Annotated in this window: 13 protein-coding genes; 7 read left to right on the top strand and 6 right to left on the bottom strand. The window is 59.9% G+C overall.

Annotated features, from left to right (window positions below; all coding sequences use genetic code 11):
• Nucleotides 1–128: 128 nt before the first annotated feature.
• The 4 genes from ARC85_RS00325 to ARC85_RS00310 all read right to left on the bottom strand — a co-directional run bounded on the left by ARC85_RS00325 (nucleotide 129) and on the right by ARC85_RS00310 (nucleotide 6,153).
• Entirely contained in the window at nucleotides 129–668 is a 540-nt protein-coding gene (locus ARC85_RS00325; RefSeq protein WP_153739838.1) for a YqiA/YcfP family alpha/beta fold hydrolase, read from the bottom strand.
• 13 nt (nucleotides 669–681) lie between these two features.
• Entirely contained in the window at nucleotides 682–1,701 is a 1,020-nt protein-coding gene (locus tag ARC85_RS00320) for an LLM class flavin-dependent oxidoreductase (RefSeq protein ID WP_153739839.1), read from the bottom strand.
• 131 nt (nucleotides 1,702–1,832) lie between these two features.
• On the bottom strand, nucleotides 1,833–3,656 hold the full coding sequence (nadN, locus tag ARC85_RS00315; RefSeq protein WP_199453664.1) for an NAD nucleotidase: 1,824 nt from the start codon (nucleotides 3,654–3,656) through the stop codon (nucleotides 1,833–1,835).
• Nucleotides 3,657–3,678: 22 nt separating this feature from the next.
• A complete protein-coding gene (locus ARC85_RS00310; RefSeq protein WP_286714244.1) occupies nucleotides 3,679–6,153 on the bottom strand; it encodes an ExeM/NucH family extracellular endonuclease in 2,475 nt (824 codons plus the stop codon).
• 185 nt (nucleotides 6,154–6,338) lie between these two features.
• Here ARC85_RS00310 and ARC85_RS00305 point away from each other — a divergent pair, with 185 nt between their 5' ends.
• The 3 genes from ARC85_RS00305 to ARC85_RS00295 all read left to right on the top strand — a co-directional run bounded on the left by ARC85_RS00305 (nucleotide 6,339) and on the right by ARC85_RS00295 (nucleotide 8,913).
• Entirely contained in the window at nucleotides 6,339–6,887 is a 549-nt protein-coding gene (locus tag ARC85_RS00305; protein WP_041654477.1) for a glutathione peroxidase, read from the top strand.
• A 93-nt stretch (nucleotides 6,888–6,980) separates the two neighbouring features.
• Complete coding sequence (locus ARC85_RS00300; RefSeq protein ID WP_041654478.1) at nucleotides 6,981–8,162, top strand: mechanosensitive ion channel family protein; 1,182 nt, start codon at nucleotides 6,981–6,983, stop codon at nucleotides 8,160–8,162.
• Nucleotides 8,155–8,913 (top strand): putative 4-mercaptohistidine N1-methyltransferase, encoded by a 759-nt coding sequence (locus ARC85_RS00295; protein WP_286714107.1) that lies wholly within the window; start codon nucleotides 8,155–8,157, stop codon nucleotides 8,911–8,913. The genes ARC85_RS00300 and ARC85_RS00295 overlap by 8 nt, the downstream gene beginning before the upstream one ends.
• 115 nt (nucleotides 8,914–9,028) lie before the next feature.
• On the opposite strand, the gene ARC85_RS00290 is transcribed toward ARC85_RS00295, so the two are convergent.
• Nucleotides 9,029–9,814, bottom strand: coding sequence for an FCD domain-containing protein (locus tag ARC85_RS00290; RefSeq protein WP_222447575.1), 786 nt, complete (start codon nucleotides 9,812–9,814; stop codon nucleotides 9,029–9,031).
• Between the two features lie 220 nt (nucleotides 9,815–10,034).
• On the opposite strand from ARC85_RS00290, the gene ARC85_RS00285 reads away from it, so the two are divergent.
• The 4 genes from ARC85_RS00285 (at nucleotide 10,035) to ARC85_RS00270 (ending at nucleotide 14,727) form a co-directional block, all read left to right on the top strand.
• Nucleotides 10,035–11,726 (top strand): L-lactate permease, encoded by a 1,692-nt coding sequence (locus tag ARC85_RS00285; protein ID WP_286714106.1) that lies wholly within the window; start codon nucleotides 10,035–10,037, stop codon nucleotides 11,724–11,726.
• Nucleotides 11,727–11,789: 63 nt separating this feature from the next.
• A complete protein-coding gene (locus tag ARC85_RS00280; RefSeq protein WP_153739845.1) occupies nucleotides 11,790–12,617 on the top strand; it encodes a (Fe-S)-binding protein in 828 nt (275 codons plus the stop codon).
• The gene (locus tag ARC85_RS00275) at nucleotides 12,614–14,056 is read left to right on the top strand and encodes a LutB/LldF family L-lactate oxidation iron-sulfur protein (protein WP_153739846.1); all 1,443 of its coding nucleotides are present in this window, start codon (nucleotides 12,614–12,616) and stop codon (nucleotides 14,054–14,056) included. The genes ARC85_RS00280 and ARC85_RS00275 overlap by 4 nt, the downstream gene beginning before the upstream one ends.
• Nucleotides 14,056–14,727 (top strand): LutC/YkgG family protein, encoded by a 672-nt coding sequence (locus tag ARC85_RS00270; RefSeq protein ID WP_113879531.1) that lies wholly within the window; start codon nucleotides 14,056–14,058, stop codon nucleotides 14,725–14,727. The genes ARC85_RS00275 and ARC85_RS00270 overlap by 1 nt, the downstream gene beginning before the upstream one ends.
• Here ARC85_RS00270 and ARC85_RS00265 read toward each other — a convergent pair whose 3' ends face one another.
• Entirely contained in the window at nucleotides 14,728–16,125 is a 1,398-nt protein-coding gene (locus tag ARC85_RS00265) for an NAD(P)(+) transhydrogenase (Re/Si-specific) subunit beta (protein WP_153739847.1), read from the bottom strand.
• Nucleotide 16,126: the final 1 nt, after the last annotated feature.

The raw sequence follows: 16,126 nt of genomic DNA, 5'->3' as shown, positions 1-16,126 counted from the left end.
CTCGTTATTTTACGTTAATCCATTGTTACATTATTAAAGACTGGCAAATCAAAGCGGTTTTCGCAAGGAAACGGGGGAAATAACCTGCGCGCCAATAGCCGATTAAGTCAAATTGCAAGTGCATGAATTCAGGATGGATTCGGGTTTTCAACACACAGGAACAGGAACCTTCTGAACTCCTCTGCCACCCGCTGGACACTGTTTTCCAGCCGATGTCCGTCGGGTAGAACCAGGGCTTCAATCTGCTGCTTCCGGGCCAGCTCCAGAACCGGCATTACCGGTACCACATCGTCGTTCCAGCCGTGGATAATGCGAGCGTGGCGGGCGCCGATCACCGGGTTGGACTCCGGATAATCCGGTAGCGCCAGTGCTGGTGCCAGCATAAAACAGCCCCTGACCGGCGTCTGTTCGCTGGTCCGGGCGCAGACCCAGCCGCCCATGCTGGAGCCTGCCAGGATGGTCTGTTCGGGCTTTGCACCGACAGCTGCCATGGCGTGTCGCATCTGCGCGAGGCGTTCGGCAGGGTCTTTAGTGCTGCGATGATCCACCGCCTCGGCATAAACGCCTGAAAACGTTTCCGCCACCGTTTTCAGGGCCTGGATCTTGGTACTGCCGGGGCCACTTTCCAGACCGTGGGAGAGAAACACATGGAATGCCGGTTGAGCCATGATCAGGTTCTGCCTAGTTGATGGTTGCGTCGGAGTCAGTTTGCGGGGAACGGGTTTCGGCCAGGATATCCAGGGCCTGCCGGCGTTTGTCCGGGTCGTGGATATCAATGGTGAACATCAGTTCGTCCACCTGAATGTCGGCCAGCAGGTCGTCGAGTTGCTGGCGCAGGTCTTCACTGTTGCCCATGATCTGCAGTTTCAGGAAGTCCCGCACGCCGGCCTCTTCGGCCGGATTCCAGAGCCCGTCCATGGATTCGACCGGCGGTCGCATCCACAGGGGCTGCCCGCGGAACAGGGCCAGAATGCGCTGGTAGCTGGTGGTGGCCAGATGGCGCGCTTCGTCCTTTGAGGCCGCCGGGATAGCGGGAATGGCCAGCATGGCATAGGGCTGTCGCAGCTGTTCTGAGGGCTCGAAGTTCTCGCGATAGACCTTCAGGGCTTCCCGGTAGAGCCGCGGTGCGAAGTGGCCGGCGAAGGCATAAGGGAGGCCCCGCATTGCCGCCAGCTGAGCGCTGTACAGGCTGGAGCCCAGAAGCCAGATGGGGACATTGGTGCCGGCGCCGGGAATGGCCTTCACCGGTTGGCCCGGTTGAAGCGGTCCCAGCAGGTTCTGCAGACGGGCTACGTCTTCCGGGAATTGCTCGGCGCCCAGACCATCCCGTCGCAGTGCCCGGGCGGTGACTGGATCGGTGCCCGGCGCGCGGCCAAGGCCGAGATCGATTCGGCCCGGATAGAGACATTCCAGGGTGCCGAATTGCTCGGCAATCACCAGCGGTGGATGGTTCGGCAGCATGACACCGCCGGAGCCCACCCGGATACTCCCGGTTTTGCCAGCGATGTGCCCCACCAATACCGAGGTGGCGGAACTGGAAATCCCTTCCATATTGTGGTGCTCTGCCAGCCAGAAACGCTTGAAGCCAAGTGCCTCCGCATGCTGGGCGTAACGCACGCTGTTGGCCAGTGTCGTTGCTACGGAGTCGCCCTCGCGCACGGAGGCCAGTTCGAGCAGGGAGTAATCGGGTGTTCTGGACATGGGGTTCCGGTACCTGTGAAGAAACAACGGTGTTCAGCGTTTCACAATGACGCCAGCGGACGGTTTCTTCAAGGGTAATGACAGGAGGGGCAGGAGCATCCGTTAGTGCCGGATGCTCCTGCAAGCACTCGTTACGGTGCTGGCGTGTACATCTGAGTGGAGTACTCGCCCTGGACGGGCTTGCTGAGGGTTACCTCTTCCTTGACGTAATCGACGAAGGATTGGGCATAGTCCAGAAAGGTATCCGTGGCTCGGCCATCCTCGCTGACGGTTCCGAAGGTCAGGTAGCCGTCACGGCCAGCCGCGGTGAAGCTGTTGGTGACGACGTTCAGGGTTTCAGCGTCGGTCAGAGCGCGCCAGGTGGTTTCACTCCGGGGCCGAACTTCGATGTCGTAAAGGCGTTCGCCAGCAGGCCTGGTCATGTCGACGGTCCAGCGCAGACCGGCGGCATAGGGGTAGGCACCCGTGGAGCCGCCTTCAACGTGGGCGAAATCCACTGCTTCATTCAGCACCTGTCTGATTTCTGCTCCGGTCATGGGCAGATCGGTAAGGGTATTGGCAAACGGCAGCAGGTTGTAGGCATCACCAATGGTGATATCGCCGGCCAGAATGTCGGTGCGAACGCCGCCGGCGTTCTGGATCGAAACATCGGCATTCTTGCTCTGGAACAGGAAGGCCTGAGCCACCAGGTTCGGGATATCCCCCCCACGGTTCGGGTCTTCGTTGGCGCAGGTGTCATCGCCGTATGGCCGGCCGGGAATTCGGGCCAGGCACAGGTCCTCGGATGCGGTACCGATGACCTGATTGCGGAAGCTGTCCAACTGGTTGGCGTACGTGGCCAGGGTTTGAGCGCCGGTCGGGTCGTCCGTCACAAGGCTGAGTTGCGGGTCCGCCTCGATGGCTGCCCGAATGGCGGCCAGTTCCTCGCCTTGGGGTTGGTAGCCATCGTCGGTGCCGTCATCACGGATGATGGGGTTGCCCAGGAGCAGGTGTGGCGTTCCGGAGCAGGAGGAAACAGTGCCATTGTTCTCCCAGGTCACGCTCAGTTCACCCAGCACACGCGAATACTGCCAGGCCTGGGCCACGCACACTTTGTCGCCGTCGGCATTGGTCACTTCGGTGGGGTAGGGGCCGGAGGCACTCAGGCCGTAGGCGTCAAAGTTGCCAAGCAGGGTGTGGGAATCTCCGCCGATAATGACATCCACTCCAGACAGGCGCTCGGCCAGTGCCAGATCGTTGGCATACTGGTAGTGGGTCAGCAGGATGATCTTGTCGATGCCCTGGTCGTTCAGCTCATCAATCATGGCCTGGGCGGTTTCGGTTTCGTCCAGAAACTCAGTGCTTGCCAGCGGGCTTGAGCTGTTGCGGGTTTTGGTGGCGATGTCGATGCCGATGATGGCCACCTGCTGGCCATCAATGTTCTTGATGGTGTACGGCTGGATGTAATCGTCCTGGGCCACCGGGGCCAAAGGGGTGCCGATGGCCGGTTTGACGTTGGCCGCGAGAACCGTCGTGTTACAGCTGCCTGCCGCCAGGTAGTCGAGGAATTTCACCAGCCCTTCGTCACCACGATCAAACTCGTGATTGCCCAGTGCAAAGGCATCAAAACAAACCTGGTTCATCAGCTCGGCATCGGCCTCACCTTCGAAGGAGGTGAAGTACAGGGTGCCGGTCATGGCATCTCCGGCATGCAGTTTCAGCACGTTGTCCAGTTCGGCGGTTCGTTCGTTGATCTTGGCGATCACCCGGGGGAAGCCGCCGGCGCTGAATTCGGTTTCTTCACCAGCGATATCCAGGGACTGTGAGCCCGCTTCCAGATGGGAGTGGTGGTCGTTGATATGCAAGATGTTAACGGTAAAGCGCTCGGTTTCCGTGGCGGGCGCGTCGTCGTTATCACTGTTACAGCCGGTCAGGGCAATCAGCGGGATTGCCAGCCAGAGTCCTTGCCGAATCATTACTCTATCTCCGTTGTGGGGGTTAGCGGCTGGTCAGCACGCGAATCAGGGCGATCAGGTCGTAATGGTTAATGCGCCCGTCACCGTCAATGTCGTAAGCCGGAGCTGTGGCTTTGCCGAACAGCATCGCCAGCACCAGGCGGGACAGGTCCCGGCCGTTAACGCGGCCATCGCCGTTCAGGTCGGCGCGGTCTGCGGGGGTTCTGGTATCGAGATTCAGGGCAACGATCACAGGGTCATGGTCAGAGGCCCGGTAAGCGTCCGGTGCGTAGAAGCTGGCCTGCTGCTCCGGCGTCTTGAACTCGGTGTTGTAGTCCAGGGCTCGGGGCTCATCGGCATTGATCGGCCAGACGGTGGTATCGGCAATTTTGCCGGCCAGGGCGGTATTGGCCAGAGCGTGGTCCAGGTAGCCTGCCTGGCCATAGAACACGTAGGAATACGCCTGCTCGCCAACGTAGGCCGCCAGTAGATCGGTATAGCCGGCACTGGCCAGGGCGCGAATGGGGTCTTCTTTCGCGTAGGCGTTGAGATCGCCGATGATTAACACATCCGGTTCGCCGGTTCCGGTGGCATCGTCTGCCAGCCAGGATGCCAGCGCCTGGGCGGCCTGGGTCCGTACTGGATTCCAGCAGCCCTGACCATCGTTCTGGTCAGCGTTGCTGCCTTCGGCACTGCCGCAGCCTTTGGACTTGAAGTGGTTGACGGCAATGGTGACGCCATCGTCTGAATCCTTCAGCCGAAAGGTCTGTGCCAGGGGCTGGCGGTTCAACTGATCAAAAGGAGCCGCGCTCAGAGTGGCGGCGGTGCCAACGATCTCGACACGGTCGGCGCGATACAGCAGGCCAACGGCAATGTCATCATTGCCCAGTTGTGCCAGGCCGGGATCGACCCACTGCCATTCGGAACCCAGGGCCCCGGCAAGTTCGGCAATGGCACTGGTCTGGCCGTAGCCGTCATTCTCGATTTCCATCAGGCCGATGATGTCGGCATCAAGGGCGACCAGGGCACTGACCAGCTTCTCGGTCTGGCGGGCCAGTTCTTCCGGGTTGTCTGCGCCCCGCGCCGTCGGGAATCCGCCACCCATGCCGTCACCGTTGAAGAAGTTCAGCACGTTGAAAGAAGCCACCACCAGGTTACCGCGATCCTCAAGGCCGGGCTCGGTTACACGTGCATTTGCCTGGCTGAAGGACGGGCTCGCGGTCGGCTGCAGACGCCATTCCGAAAAACGGTAGTCGAGAACGCCGGCAAGATCCTGAACGGTGTCGCCAGCGCGCATGGTCTGGCTGGCGCTCAGTTGCGGTGTCGGGTAGGGCACGATGGCCGGGTTCTGGCGGTTACTGGCGTCGTCCAGGATAATCCGGTCCAGCGCATTCAGATCAGCCACCAGTGCGGCATCCGCTCCGGGCTCAGCGATACTGGTGGGGATAAAGTGGCGACCGCTCCCGAGGGTCAGGCTGCCGTAACGGCCCAGGTCGTAGTTGTCGTTCACCACAAGAGGCGCGCTGAATTGTACCCGCATGGCTTCAAAGGCTTCCGGAGCAGTGGCATCGGCCCAGGGCAGGGAGATCTGCGCCGCCGGTGGAAGCTCCGCATTACCACAGTTTTCGGTACCGCTCAGGTTGGTCAATTCGGTCAGGCCGTCGTATTCGGTCACTTCACCGGCAAGCCGCAGGCGCTGGCCGGGCTCGGCGTTCAGAGTTGGCGCATAGACAAACAGGCCTTCGGAGGTGGCAGGGTTGTCGTCGCGGTCTGAGGCTTCTTCCTCCACAAAGACGCCGCCAAGGCCATCGTTGGTGTTGAAGGCGGCCGTAACTACGGCTTCGATCACCACGTGCTGGCCGGCAACCGGGCTGATATCGCCTTCGCCCTGAATGTCCGAAATGCGGGTGGCGGGAGCACCACAGGTCAGATCCGGCGCAGTCGGTGGCAGGTCCGGGTTATCGTCATCGTTGCCGGCGACGCCGAGATCGTCGAAGCTGTTCTGGGGAAAGCCGTCAAAGACTGTGGCCGGGTCGTAATCATCGTAGGCATCGGTATCGGCCAGGGTGCCTGCACGGCGGCGCAGAGTGCGATCCTGAGTGCGGGTATCCCCGGAGCCCCAGTAGCTGCCGGGGTCTGTGCCGACCTGGCCGATACTGTCAGCAACCGTGCCGCCATTCAGGAGCAGGACAGCGTCATCACCGTTGAACAGCCCGGCTCCGGTGGTTTGATCCGCCACAGCGAGAATGGCCGGGTCAGCAGCGCTATGCGCGAAAACGAAGTTGCTGCCCGGAGCAATCGAACCCTCCAGGTTGAAGGTTTGCCCGGGGGTGGCGCTGCCGTTGAAGAAAACCTGCAGCTCCCAGGGGGCAAGATCCACCACCGCGTTGCCGGTGTTGAGCAGTTCAATGGCTTTGTTGTTGCTGGAGCCTTCGACATACTCGCTGATGACCAGCGATGCCTGTGTTGTCGATGCCAGAAGGCCGCCGATGGCGGCTGCCAGCAGCGTTGGTTTCATCGTCATGGTACTGTCCTTGTTTCGGTTATGTTGTGTGTTTTGACACCACAATCTGACCGTGCTGTGTGACGATGACATGAGAGTTTTGTGAAGGATGCTTTGCCGGTTTGTGTCAATGTGGACAACGCGCCTGAGCAGTTTGGTAATCCAGTGCGTATACAGGGGATCTGTCGACAGGAGGGCCGATGATGCGTTGGACAGTCTTGAAGTGTGTGAGTGTGCTTTTACTGCTAGGGTTGACGGTGCCTGCCGTTGCCCGGGATTGCCCGGATTTCCTGGACCACGAGCAGCGCAAGCTGCACTCCCGGGATTCGGTGAATCTGTGCGAAGTGGCTGCTGGCAAGCCGATGCTGGTGGTGAACACAGCCAGCCGTTGTGGTTATACCGGTCAGTTTGAAGGCCTGGAGGCCCTGCACCAGCGGTACAAGGATCGGGGGCTGACGGTCGTGGGATTTGCCAGTGATGACTTCCGGCAAGAGGCGGATTCCGAAGAAGAAGCCGCGAAGGTCTGTTTTGTGAACTTTGGTGTGAGTTTTACCATGATCGCGCCGAGCGCAGTGACCGGTGAGCAGGCCAATCCGGTGTTTCAGGAAATCAATCGCCAGAGCCAGCCGCCAAGCTGGAACTTCACCAAGTATGTGATCGATCGTGAGGGTAAGGTGGCAGCCCGTTTCCCGAGCCAGGTGCGTCCCGAAGATGCCCGGTTGATTCAGGCCCTGGAATCGGTTCTGTAATCCCCGGCCGGTTTGCGGATAGCAGTCTATTCTGAAGGCAAAGGTTGTTCACCGCTCCGGGTGTAGTATGCAGTGTTTGGAAAAGGATGCCCTATGGCAGAAGCCCTGTTTGAATCCGTACGAAGCCAGATAGCACAGAATCTCTCGGCTACCCTGGACGCTCTCGCGGGCGGACAGACCGATTGGGTGGCCCTGGCCGGGCATGTTCTCAGTCAACTGCTGATTTCGGTGATCTACCTCGGCATTCTGTTGCTGGTCTATGCCATTCTGATCAGCCTGATACGCCTTGTCGTCGGCAGCCGACGCAGCTCGAAGCCCTGGTTTGGTCAGTTGCGCACTGGCATCCGTTATCTGTTCGGGCTGGGCGGATTGCTGGTGATTATGGCGCAATTCGAGGCCTCGCCGGAGCTGTTGAAGGGCATGGCCAGGGCGGGCCTGATGGCGTTGGGCTTTTTTGTGGGCTGGCTGGCGATTGGTCGTCTGCTGCGGGAGACGATGAATCGCTACCGTCTGGAACCCTCTATCCGCCAATTGGTCGAGAATCTGTTCTCGGTGCTCACCGTTACCTTCGCGGCCGTTACGGTGCTGTCCCAGTTCGGTTTCGATGTGGTCTCCATCGTCGCGGGTCTGGGGATCGTGGGGATTGCCGTCGGGTTTGCGGCCCAGTCCACGCTGTCGAACTTTATTGCGGGTATTACGTTGCTGATTGAGCGCCCCTTCCGGATTGGCGATTGGGTCACCATCAACGGCCAGGATGGTAAGGTGGTGAAGATCGCCCTGCGGACCACCTGGCTGCGTACCCGGGACAATATCTTTACCATGATCCCGAACGATAACGTGGCGTCCTCGGAGATCATCAATTACAGCGCCGAAGGGGCGACGCGCCTGAACATTCCAGTTGGCATTGCCTACAAGGAGTCTGCCAGGGCAGCGCGGGACGTGATAATGCCGGTTCTGCTGGCGCACTCTGAAGTCTTGCAGGGGCCGGGTATGGAGCCGCGAGTGGTGGTCAAGACCCTGGGCAACTCTTCAGTCGATCTGGAGGTCAAGATCTGGATTACACCGGACAATCTGGAGGTTCAGCCCAGAATTATGGCTGATGTGCTTGAGAAGATTAAAGAGGCCCTGGACGAAGCGGACATTGAAATACCTTTCCCGCACCTGCAACTGTTCATAGATGATGCCAAAGGGCTTGCGCCGTTGGTACAACCGTTTTACCCAAGGTCGACGGAACAAGGGAAAGGCCTGTCGGCGCCAGGAGACAATCATGAATGAGCCGTCCGGCTACTACGAAAGCAACACCACCTTGGCCCAGTATCTGGAGTTTCACTTCGGTGAAAGCTGGCATGGTGAAGCCAACTTCGCGAAAGAACTGGCCGATGCCGCGCTTGGAGCGCTGGATGGCCGCGCCAGCTGCCGGGCGTTGGATATCGGTTGTGCGGTAGGACGTACCTCGCTGGAGCTGGCCCGCCAGTTTGACCATGTCGATGGGGTCGATTATTCGGAAACCTTTATCGGCAAATGCCGTGAGGTGGTGCGGGAGGGGGTTGCGCGGTATGCGCGGCCCGAAGAGGGCGAGCTGGTCAGCTACCAGGAGCGGTCACTGGCAGCCCTGGGTCTGACCGAGGCTGCCCGCCGCGTGGCGTTCCATCAGGGCGATGCCTGCAAGCTCGGCGCTGATTACCGGGACTACGATCTGGTGCTGGCCGGCAACCTGATTGACCGTCTCTACAACCCATCCCTATTTCTGGAACAGATCCATGAGCGTATCAATGCGCTGGGGCTGCTGGTGATTGCTTCACCCTATACCTGGCTGGAGGAGTACACACCCAGGCAGGACTGGCTCGGTGGTTTCCTGAAAGACGGTGAGCCATTCACCACCCTGGATGGTCTCAAGGCGGCGTTATCCCCCCGTTTCCGCTTGCTGGCAGAGCCCCGGAGCCTGCCCTTCGTGATCCGGGAGACCCGCAACAAGTTCCAGCACAGTTTTTCGGAGCTCACAATCTGGGAGAAGTTGCCAGATTAGCGTGCCCTGTCACACAAGCGTCATCTCTTCCGGTTAGTGTGAAGGCTCATCAGGACGACATGCATTGTGTTGATGCATCGTGTGATTGCTTATGCCGGGGCTTGCCCCGGCTTTTTTATGGAGCCCGGTGTTCGCCGCTCCCTTCCCTTCTCAACGCCCGTTCACGCCGCCGCGCGGTTTCACTCCGCTCCGATATGGTTTGCTGTACAAACTGAATGTGCTCCCCGGCGATGGCCCGGGCGTCTTCTTCCCGGCCTTCAACGATGGCGTTATACAGTTTCTGGTGTTGGTCCATCAGGCCCTGGCGGGTCTGAACCTCGCGGGAATACATGCCGCCGATGTTGGTGACAATGTTGTTCTTGAGCATGCTGAACAAGTTGCGCATGGTGTGCAGCAGCACCACGTTGTGGCTGGCTTCAGCAATGGCCATATGGAAGCGGGCATCGGCGGCGCCTTCTTCTTCCAGATTGTGGGCAGTGGAATTCTGGTAGCAGGCGTGGAGTTCTTCCCAGGCTTTTCCCAGTCGGGCCAGATCCACTTCTGTGGCGCGCAGGGCGGCATAGTAGGCGCAGTCGCCCTCCAGCGTGCGACGGAACTCCAGCAAATCCCGGTGCGCTTCCGGGTGCTTTTCCAACAGTGGAATGAGTGGGTCGCTGAAACTGGTTCCCAGATTCTCCGCCACGTAATTGCCGCCGCCCTGGCGGCTTTTCAGCAGGCCTTTGGCCGCCAGGCGCTGCACGGCTTCTCTGAGTGACGGGCGGGATACGCCGAATTGCTCCGCCAGTACCCGTTCCGGCGGCAGGCGCTGCCCCGGCTCCAGGGTTCCTTCCAGAATCATGGTCTCCAGCTGCTCGACAATGGTGTCGGCCAGCCGCTTGGGAGCAATCTGATTGATGGGCATGATGCCTCACTTGTGTGTCTAAAAATTGGTCATACCAATAAATCTTACCTGCGTCTACGCTTGTTTTTACAACAAAACTTCAAGGCAATACGACTAATGTATGAGTGGGCGGTTTTGACACCACAAGGCCTGCTCAAATAACGTACTCGGCACAGGTTTTTAAATTGGTAATACCAATTATCCAAAAACAGAATCCAACAACAAGACCCTGGAGAAGATAATGTCGTCCGGATTGCTCGCCCTGTTGGCGTTTACGCCCATTCTTCTGGCTGGAGTGCTTTTGATTGGCATGCGTTGGCCCGCCCGCCATGCCATGCCCGTGGTATTTCTGGTTACCGCGCTGATTGGCTATAGCGCCTGGGATATGACCCTGAACCGTATCCTCGCTTCCACTCTGCAAGGGCTGGTAATCACCATCGGCCTGCTGTGGATTATCTTTGGCGCGATATTGCTGCTGAACACGCTGAAGCACTCCGGTGCCATCACCACGATTCGGGCCGGCTTTACCAACATCACCCCGGATCGCCGTATTCAGGCCATCATCATTGTCTGGCTGTTCGGCAGCTTTATCGAAGGTGCCTCTGGCTTTGGTACACCGGCCGCCATCGCCGCGCCCCTGCTGGTTGCGGTCGGTTTTCCGGCCATGGCGGCGGTCATGCTGGGCATGATGGTGCAGAGCACGCCGGTATCCTTTGGTGCTGTAGGTACGCCGATTGTGGTGGGAGTGACAACGGGTCTGGATCGGGCCAGCATTACCGAGCGACTGGAATCCCTGGGCTCCAACTGGGACACCTACCTGCAGCTGATCACCTCGGAAGTGGCCATCACCCACGCCATTGTCGGTGTGGTCATGCCAGTGCTGATGGTGACGATGATGACCCGCTTCTTCGGCAAGAATAAAAGCTGGAAAGAGGGGCTGGAGGTCCTGCCATTTGCGTTGTTTGCCGGCATCGCGTTTGTTGTGCCCTACGCCCTGACCGGGGTGATCCTGGGGCCGGAATTCCCGTCTCTGCTGGGTGGCCTGATTGGTCTGGCGATTGTGACCACTGCCGCCAAAAAAGGCTTCCTGATTCCGAAGCGGACCTGGGATTTTGCCGACAGCAAAGACTGGCCCAGTGAGTGGCTGGGCAGCATTGAGATGAAACTGGAAGACATCGCCGCCAAACCGATGAGCGGTTTCCGGGCGTGGGTACCCTACGTGCTGGTCGGCGTGGTACTGGTTCTGAGCCGCACCGTTGAACCGATCAAGCAAGCTTTCACCAGCGTTGGCGTGTCGTTCTCCAACATCCTGGGAGAAGCAGGTATTAATGCCGGGATCCAGCCACTTTACCTGCCGGGCGGTATTCTGGTGATGGTAGTGCTGGCAACTTTCTTCATCCACCGGATGAACCTGAAAGCGCTGAATTCGGCGGTGAAAGAATCCGGTGGCGTGCTGCTGAGTGCCGGTTTCGTGCTGCTGTTCACCGTGCCTATGGTGCGAATACTGATCAACTCCGGCGTTAACCTGTCGGACCTGCCGAGCATGCCGCTGGCCATGGCCACCTGGGCTGCCGATGCGGTTGGCGGCATTTACCCGTTGCTGGCCCCCACGGTGGGTGCGCTCGGTGCGTTCCTGGCCGGTTCCAACACGGTCTCCAACATGATGTTCAGCCAGTTCCAGTTTGGCGTTGCCGAGAGCCTTGGTTTGTCCACCGCACTGATGGTGGCGGTGCAGGCCGTGGGTGCTGCGGCAGGCAATATGGTGGCCATCCATAACGTGGTGGCAGCATCTGCTACGGTCGGGTTGCTGGGCCGTGAAGGTCAGACACTGCGCAAGACGGTGTGGCCGACCCTATACTACCTGGTGATGACCGGTTCGATTGCGCTGCTGGCCGCCTACGGCCTGGGGCTGACGGACCCGTTACTGAACTGAAAACACTGGGATAACCACAACGGGTGGCCGGCTGCCGGCCGGACCGCCCGGAGGCAATGACTGATGAGTGAGCTGTTTTACGACGCCGCCCCCAATGCTACCCGCGTGGCTCCAGAGCGCTCCAGGCCACGAACGTATCCGGCCAAGCCGGCCGAGGTCATTTTGTTCGGCACCTGCGTGGTGGATTTGTTCTTTCCCGAGGCCGGGCTGGATGCTATCCGCCTGCTGGAACGGGAAGGCATTCGCGTGCATTTTCCACACGAGCAATCCTGCTGCGGTCAGCCTGCCTGGACCTCCGGCTACGTGAACGAGGCCCGGGAGGTGGCGCGGGCACAGCTCAATCTACTCGACAACGGCTTGCCGGTGGTGGTGCCGTCCGGATCCTGTGCCGGTATGTTCCGACAGCATTACCGGGAAGTCTTTGCAGAAGAACCAGATACCCTTAAACGTGTGGAAGATCTGGCTGAACGAACGTTCGAGCTGACCGAGTTTCTGCTGCATGTATGCAAGGTGGACTGGCAGGATCTCGGCCAGCCCACACAGATTGCCTTGCACACCTCCTGTTCCGCCCGCAGGGAAATGAACACCCACCTGCATGCGCGGGAGTTGCTGGGCAAGCTGGCGAATGTCGAGCGGCTGGACCACGATCATGAAAGCGAATGCTGCGGCTTTGGTGGCACCTTCTCTGTGCGCATGCCGGAAGTGTCCGGGGCCATGGTGCTCGATAAAACCCGTTCGTTGCGGGAATCCGGTGCAGCGGAAATGGTAACCGCTGATGGCGGCTGCCTGCTCAACATCAACGGCTCCCTGGAAAAACAGAAACAGACGTTCCGGGGCCGGCATCTGGCCAGCTTTCTGTGGGAGCGGGTGAGTGGAGAGGTGAAATCATGAGCCAGCGAATACCGGTTAAAGAACTCACCGACAGCTTCCGTGGCCGAGCGGTGGGCGCCCTGGCTGACGACCAGCTGCGCACCAACTTCCGCGTCGCCATGGACTCGCTGATGAAAAAGCGGGCCGATGCTTTTCCGGACGAGGAAGAGCGTGAAGGACTGCGGGAACTCGGCAACCATATCAAGGCCCGGGCGCTGTCCCGGTTGCCGGATTTGCTTGAGCAGCTGGAATCGAAGCTGACCGATAACGGTGTCAAGGTTCACTGGGCCGAGACTACCGAGGAGGCCAACCGAATTGTCCACTCCATCATTGAGGCGAAGCAGGGCTCTCAGGTGGTGAAGGGTAAATCCATGGTCAGCGAAGAAATGGAAATGAACGACTACCTGGCTGAACGCCACATCGAGTGCCTGGAGTCGGACATGGGTGAGTACATCGTCCAGCTGGATGGCGAAAAGCCCTCCCACATCATCATGCCGGCGATTCACAAGAACCGCTTTCAGGTCTCCAGACTGTTCCACGACAAATTGGGCGTGGATGAGACCGAGGATGTGAACGAACTGATCCAGATTGGTCGCCGCACCCTGCGCCAGAAATTCCTTGAAGCGGATGTTGGGGTCTCCGGCGTCAACTTCGCCATTGCCGAAACCGGCACCTTGCTGCTGGTGGAGAACGAAGGCAATGGCCGCATGAGCACCACGGCGCCGCCAGTGCACATTGCCGTCACCGGCATCGAAAAAGTGGTAGAGAACCTGCGGGACGTGGTGCCCCTGTTGTCGCTGCTGACCCGTTCCGCGTTGGGTCAGCCGATCACTACTTACGTGAACATGATTTCCGGCCCGCGCAAGGCGGATGAGCTGGATGGTCCGGAAGAAGTGCATCTGGTTCTGCTGGACAATGGCCGCAGTGGTGCTTTCGCCGATGCCCAGCTGCGCCAGACATTAAACTGTATCCGCTGCGGTGCGTGCATGAACCACTGCCCGGTCTATACCCGTGTGGGTGGCCACACCTACGGTGAGGTTTATCCGGGGCCGATCGGCAAGATTATTACGCCGCACATGGTCGGGTTGCACAAGGTACCGGACCACCCCAGCGCGTCTTCATTGTGTGGCGCCTGTGGTGAGGTGTGTCCGGTGAAGATTCCGATCCCGGAAATGCTGCAGCGCTTGCGCCAGGAAAACGTGAAGAACCCCGCCGAACAGCCGAAAGTGAAAGATGGCGGCGCCAAGTATTCCCGCAAGGAGCGGGCAATCTGGCGCTTCTGGGCCAGGCTGAATACGGCGCCGGTGTTTTACCGCCTGTTCCTGTGGGGCGCGACCCGTTTTGGCAAACTTGCACCGAAAAACGTCGGCCCCTGGACCGAGAACCACTCGGCGCCGGTACCGGCCCGGCGGTCTTTGCATGATCTGGCCAAAGCCCATTTGAATCAGGGAGACCGGTGATGAGTGCCCGCAGCAATATTCTCAACAAGCTCCGTGCCGGTCTGGCCGGCACCACGCCCCGGCCGGACGATTTCGATGAGGGTCTGGTAACCCGCCCCTGGCAGTATGCGCCGGAGGACCGGATTACTCGCCTGCGTTCTCTGATGGAAGCGGTGCACACCGAAATCCACCAGCTGACGACCGAGGAGTGGCCCTCAAAGGTTCAGGAATTGCTGGAGAGCCGCGGCCTGAAGAATGTGCTTTATGCCCCGGGTACCGGGCACGGCAAGCAGCTGGCGGAGCACTGGCAGCGTGCGGAGCCCAGACCGGAGCTGTTGGTCTATGACCGTCCGATTGAGGAATGGAAGGAGGAGCTGTTCTGGCAGGTGGATGCCAGCGTGACGGGCACGGTGGGCGGGATTGCTGCCACCGGTTCACTGGTACTGTGGCCGGATCGTCACGAGCCGCGGCTGATGAGTCTTCTGCCGCCGTTGCATATCGCGTTGCTCAAGGCCAGTGAGGTGGAAGACAACCTGTATGGGATGATGCAGAAGCACAACTGGTCCGCGGGTCTGCCCACGAACCTGTTGCTGGTATCTGGTCCGTCCAAGACGGCGGACATCGAGCAGGTGCTTGCCTATGGGGCCCATGGCCCCAAGGAGCTGGTGGTCCTCATCCTTGAGGACGGCTGATCAGAGTTCCTTGATCGCGCTGGTGGTGGCTTGCAGGACTTCCTTGGCGTCGCCCTTCACCATCAGGCTGTTGTCGCGAATGAACAGACCGTTGGGAATGCCGGCGAAGCCAGCGGACAGGCTGCGCTTGACCACCACCACGGTTTTCGCCTTGTGCACATCGAGGATCGGCATGCCAAAAATGGGCGAGTTCGGGTCTTCGGCGGCGGCCGGGTTTACCACGTCGTTGGCGCCGAGCACGATGGCTACATCCGCCTGCGGCAGTTCCGGGTTAATGGCGTCCATGTCTTTCAACTGGTCATAAGGGATTTCAGCTTCGGCCAGCAGCACGTTCATGTGCCCTGGCATCCGGCCTGCCACCGGATGAATCGCGTAACTGACCTTGGCACCACGGCCCTCAAGCTGGTTGGCGAGTTCTTTCACCGCATGCTGGGCCTGAGCCACCGCCAGGCCGTATCCGGGCACCATGACCACCTTGCGGGCACCATCCAGCAACAGGGCCAGATCGTCAGGGGTGGCGTATTTCACCTTGCCATCGTAGAACTCCCCTTCATCCTGCTGGCTCGCCGTACTGTCTGATCCGCCCAGTACACCGCCGAACAGAACGTTGGGCAGGGACCGGTTCATGGCCTTGCACATGATGGCGGTCAGAATCAGGCCGGAGGCACCCACCAGGGAACCGGTAATGATCAACCCCTGGTTGCCCAGCACGAACCCGGTGGCCGCACCCGCCAGGCCGGAATAGGCGTTAAGCAGGGCGACGACGACCGGCATGTCGGCACCACCGATAGGCTGGACCAGTCCAATGCCAAGTAGCAGGCAGAGCCCTACGAGGGCCGCGAGGGCCAGCGGGCTGGTGCTGCCGCTGGTGGCAAACAGCACCGCTCCGGTCACGGCGGCAATCAGAGTAACCAGCGTGACACTGTGCCACAGGCGATTGTTCCGGCTGTCGCCAATATTCCCCTTGAGTTTCAGAACGGCTACGACCGACCCGGTCAGGGTCACTGAGCCGATGACGATGGAGGCCAGAATAGCGGCGGTCCAGCCACTACTTCCGGCACCGGTGGCGTTAACCGCATGCATCCAGGTACTGGCGGCCACCGCAACGGAGGCGCCCCCGCCGATACCGTTCAGGCTCGCCACCAGTTCCGGCATTTCCGTGGTTGCGGTCCGTTTTGCGAGCCAGACGCCGATCGAGCCGCCCAGCAGCATACCAGCGATGATGGCCGCGTAGCTGATGATTTCCTGGTGCAACAGGGCGGCGACGACCGCAATCAGCATCCCGATGGCGGCCAGCTGGTTGCCACGTACCGCTGTTTTTGGGCGGGTCATGCCCTTGATGCCGAGAATGAAGCAGACAGCAGCTGCAAGGTAAGACAGATTGATCAATGCAAACATG

Source organism: Marinobacter sp. tcs-11 (assembly GCF_002049515.1).
Classification (GTDB): domain Bacteria; phylum Pseudomonadota; class Gammaproteobacteria; order Pseudomonadales; family Oleiphilaceae; genus Marinobacter; species Marinobacter nauticus.
The sequence above is the reverse complement of the archived record's forward strand: the minus strand, read 5'-3'. Positions and strand labels throughout refer to the sequence as shown.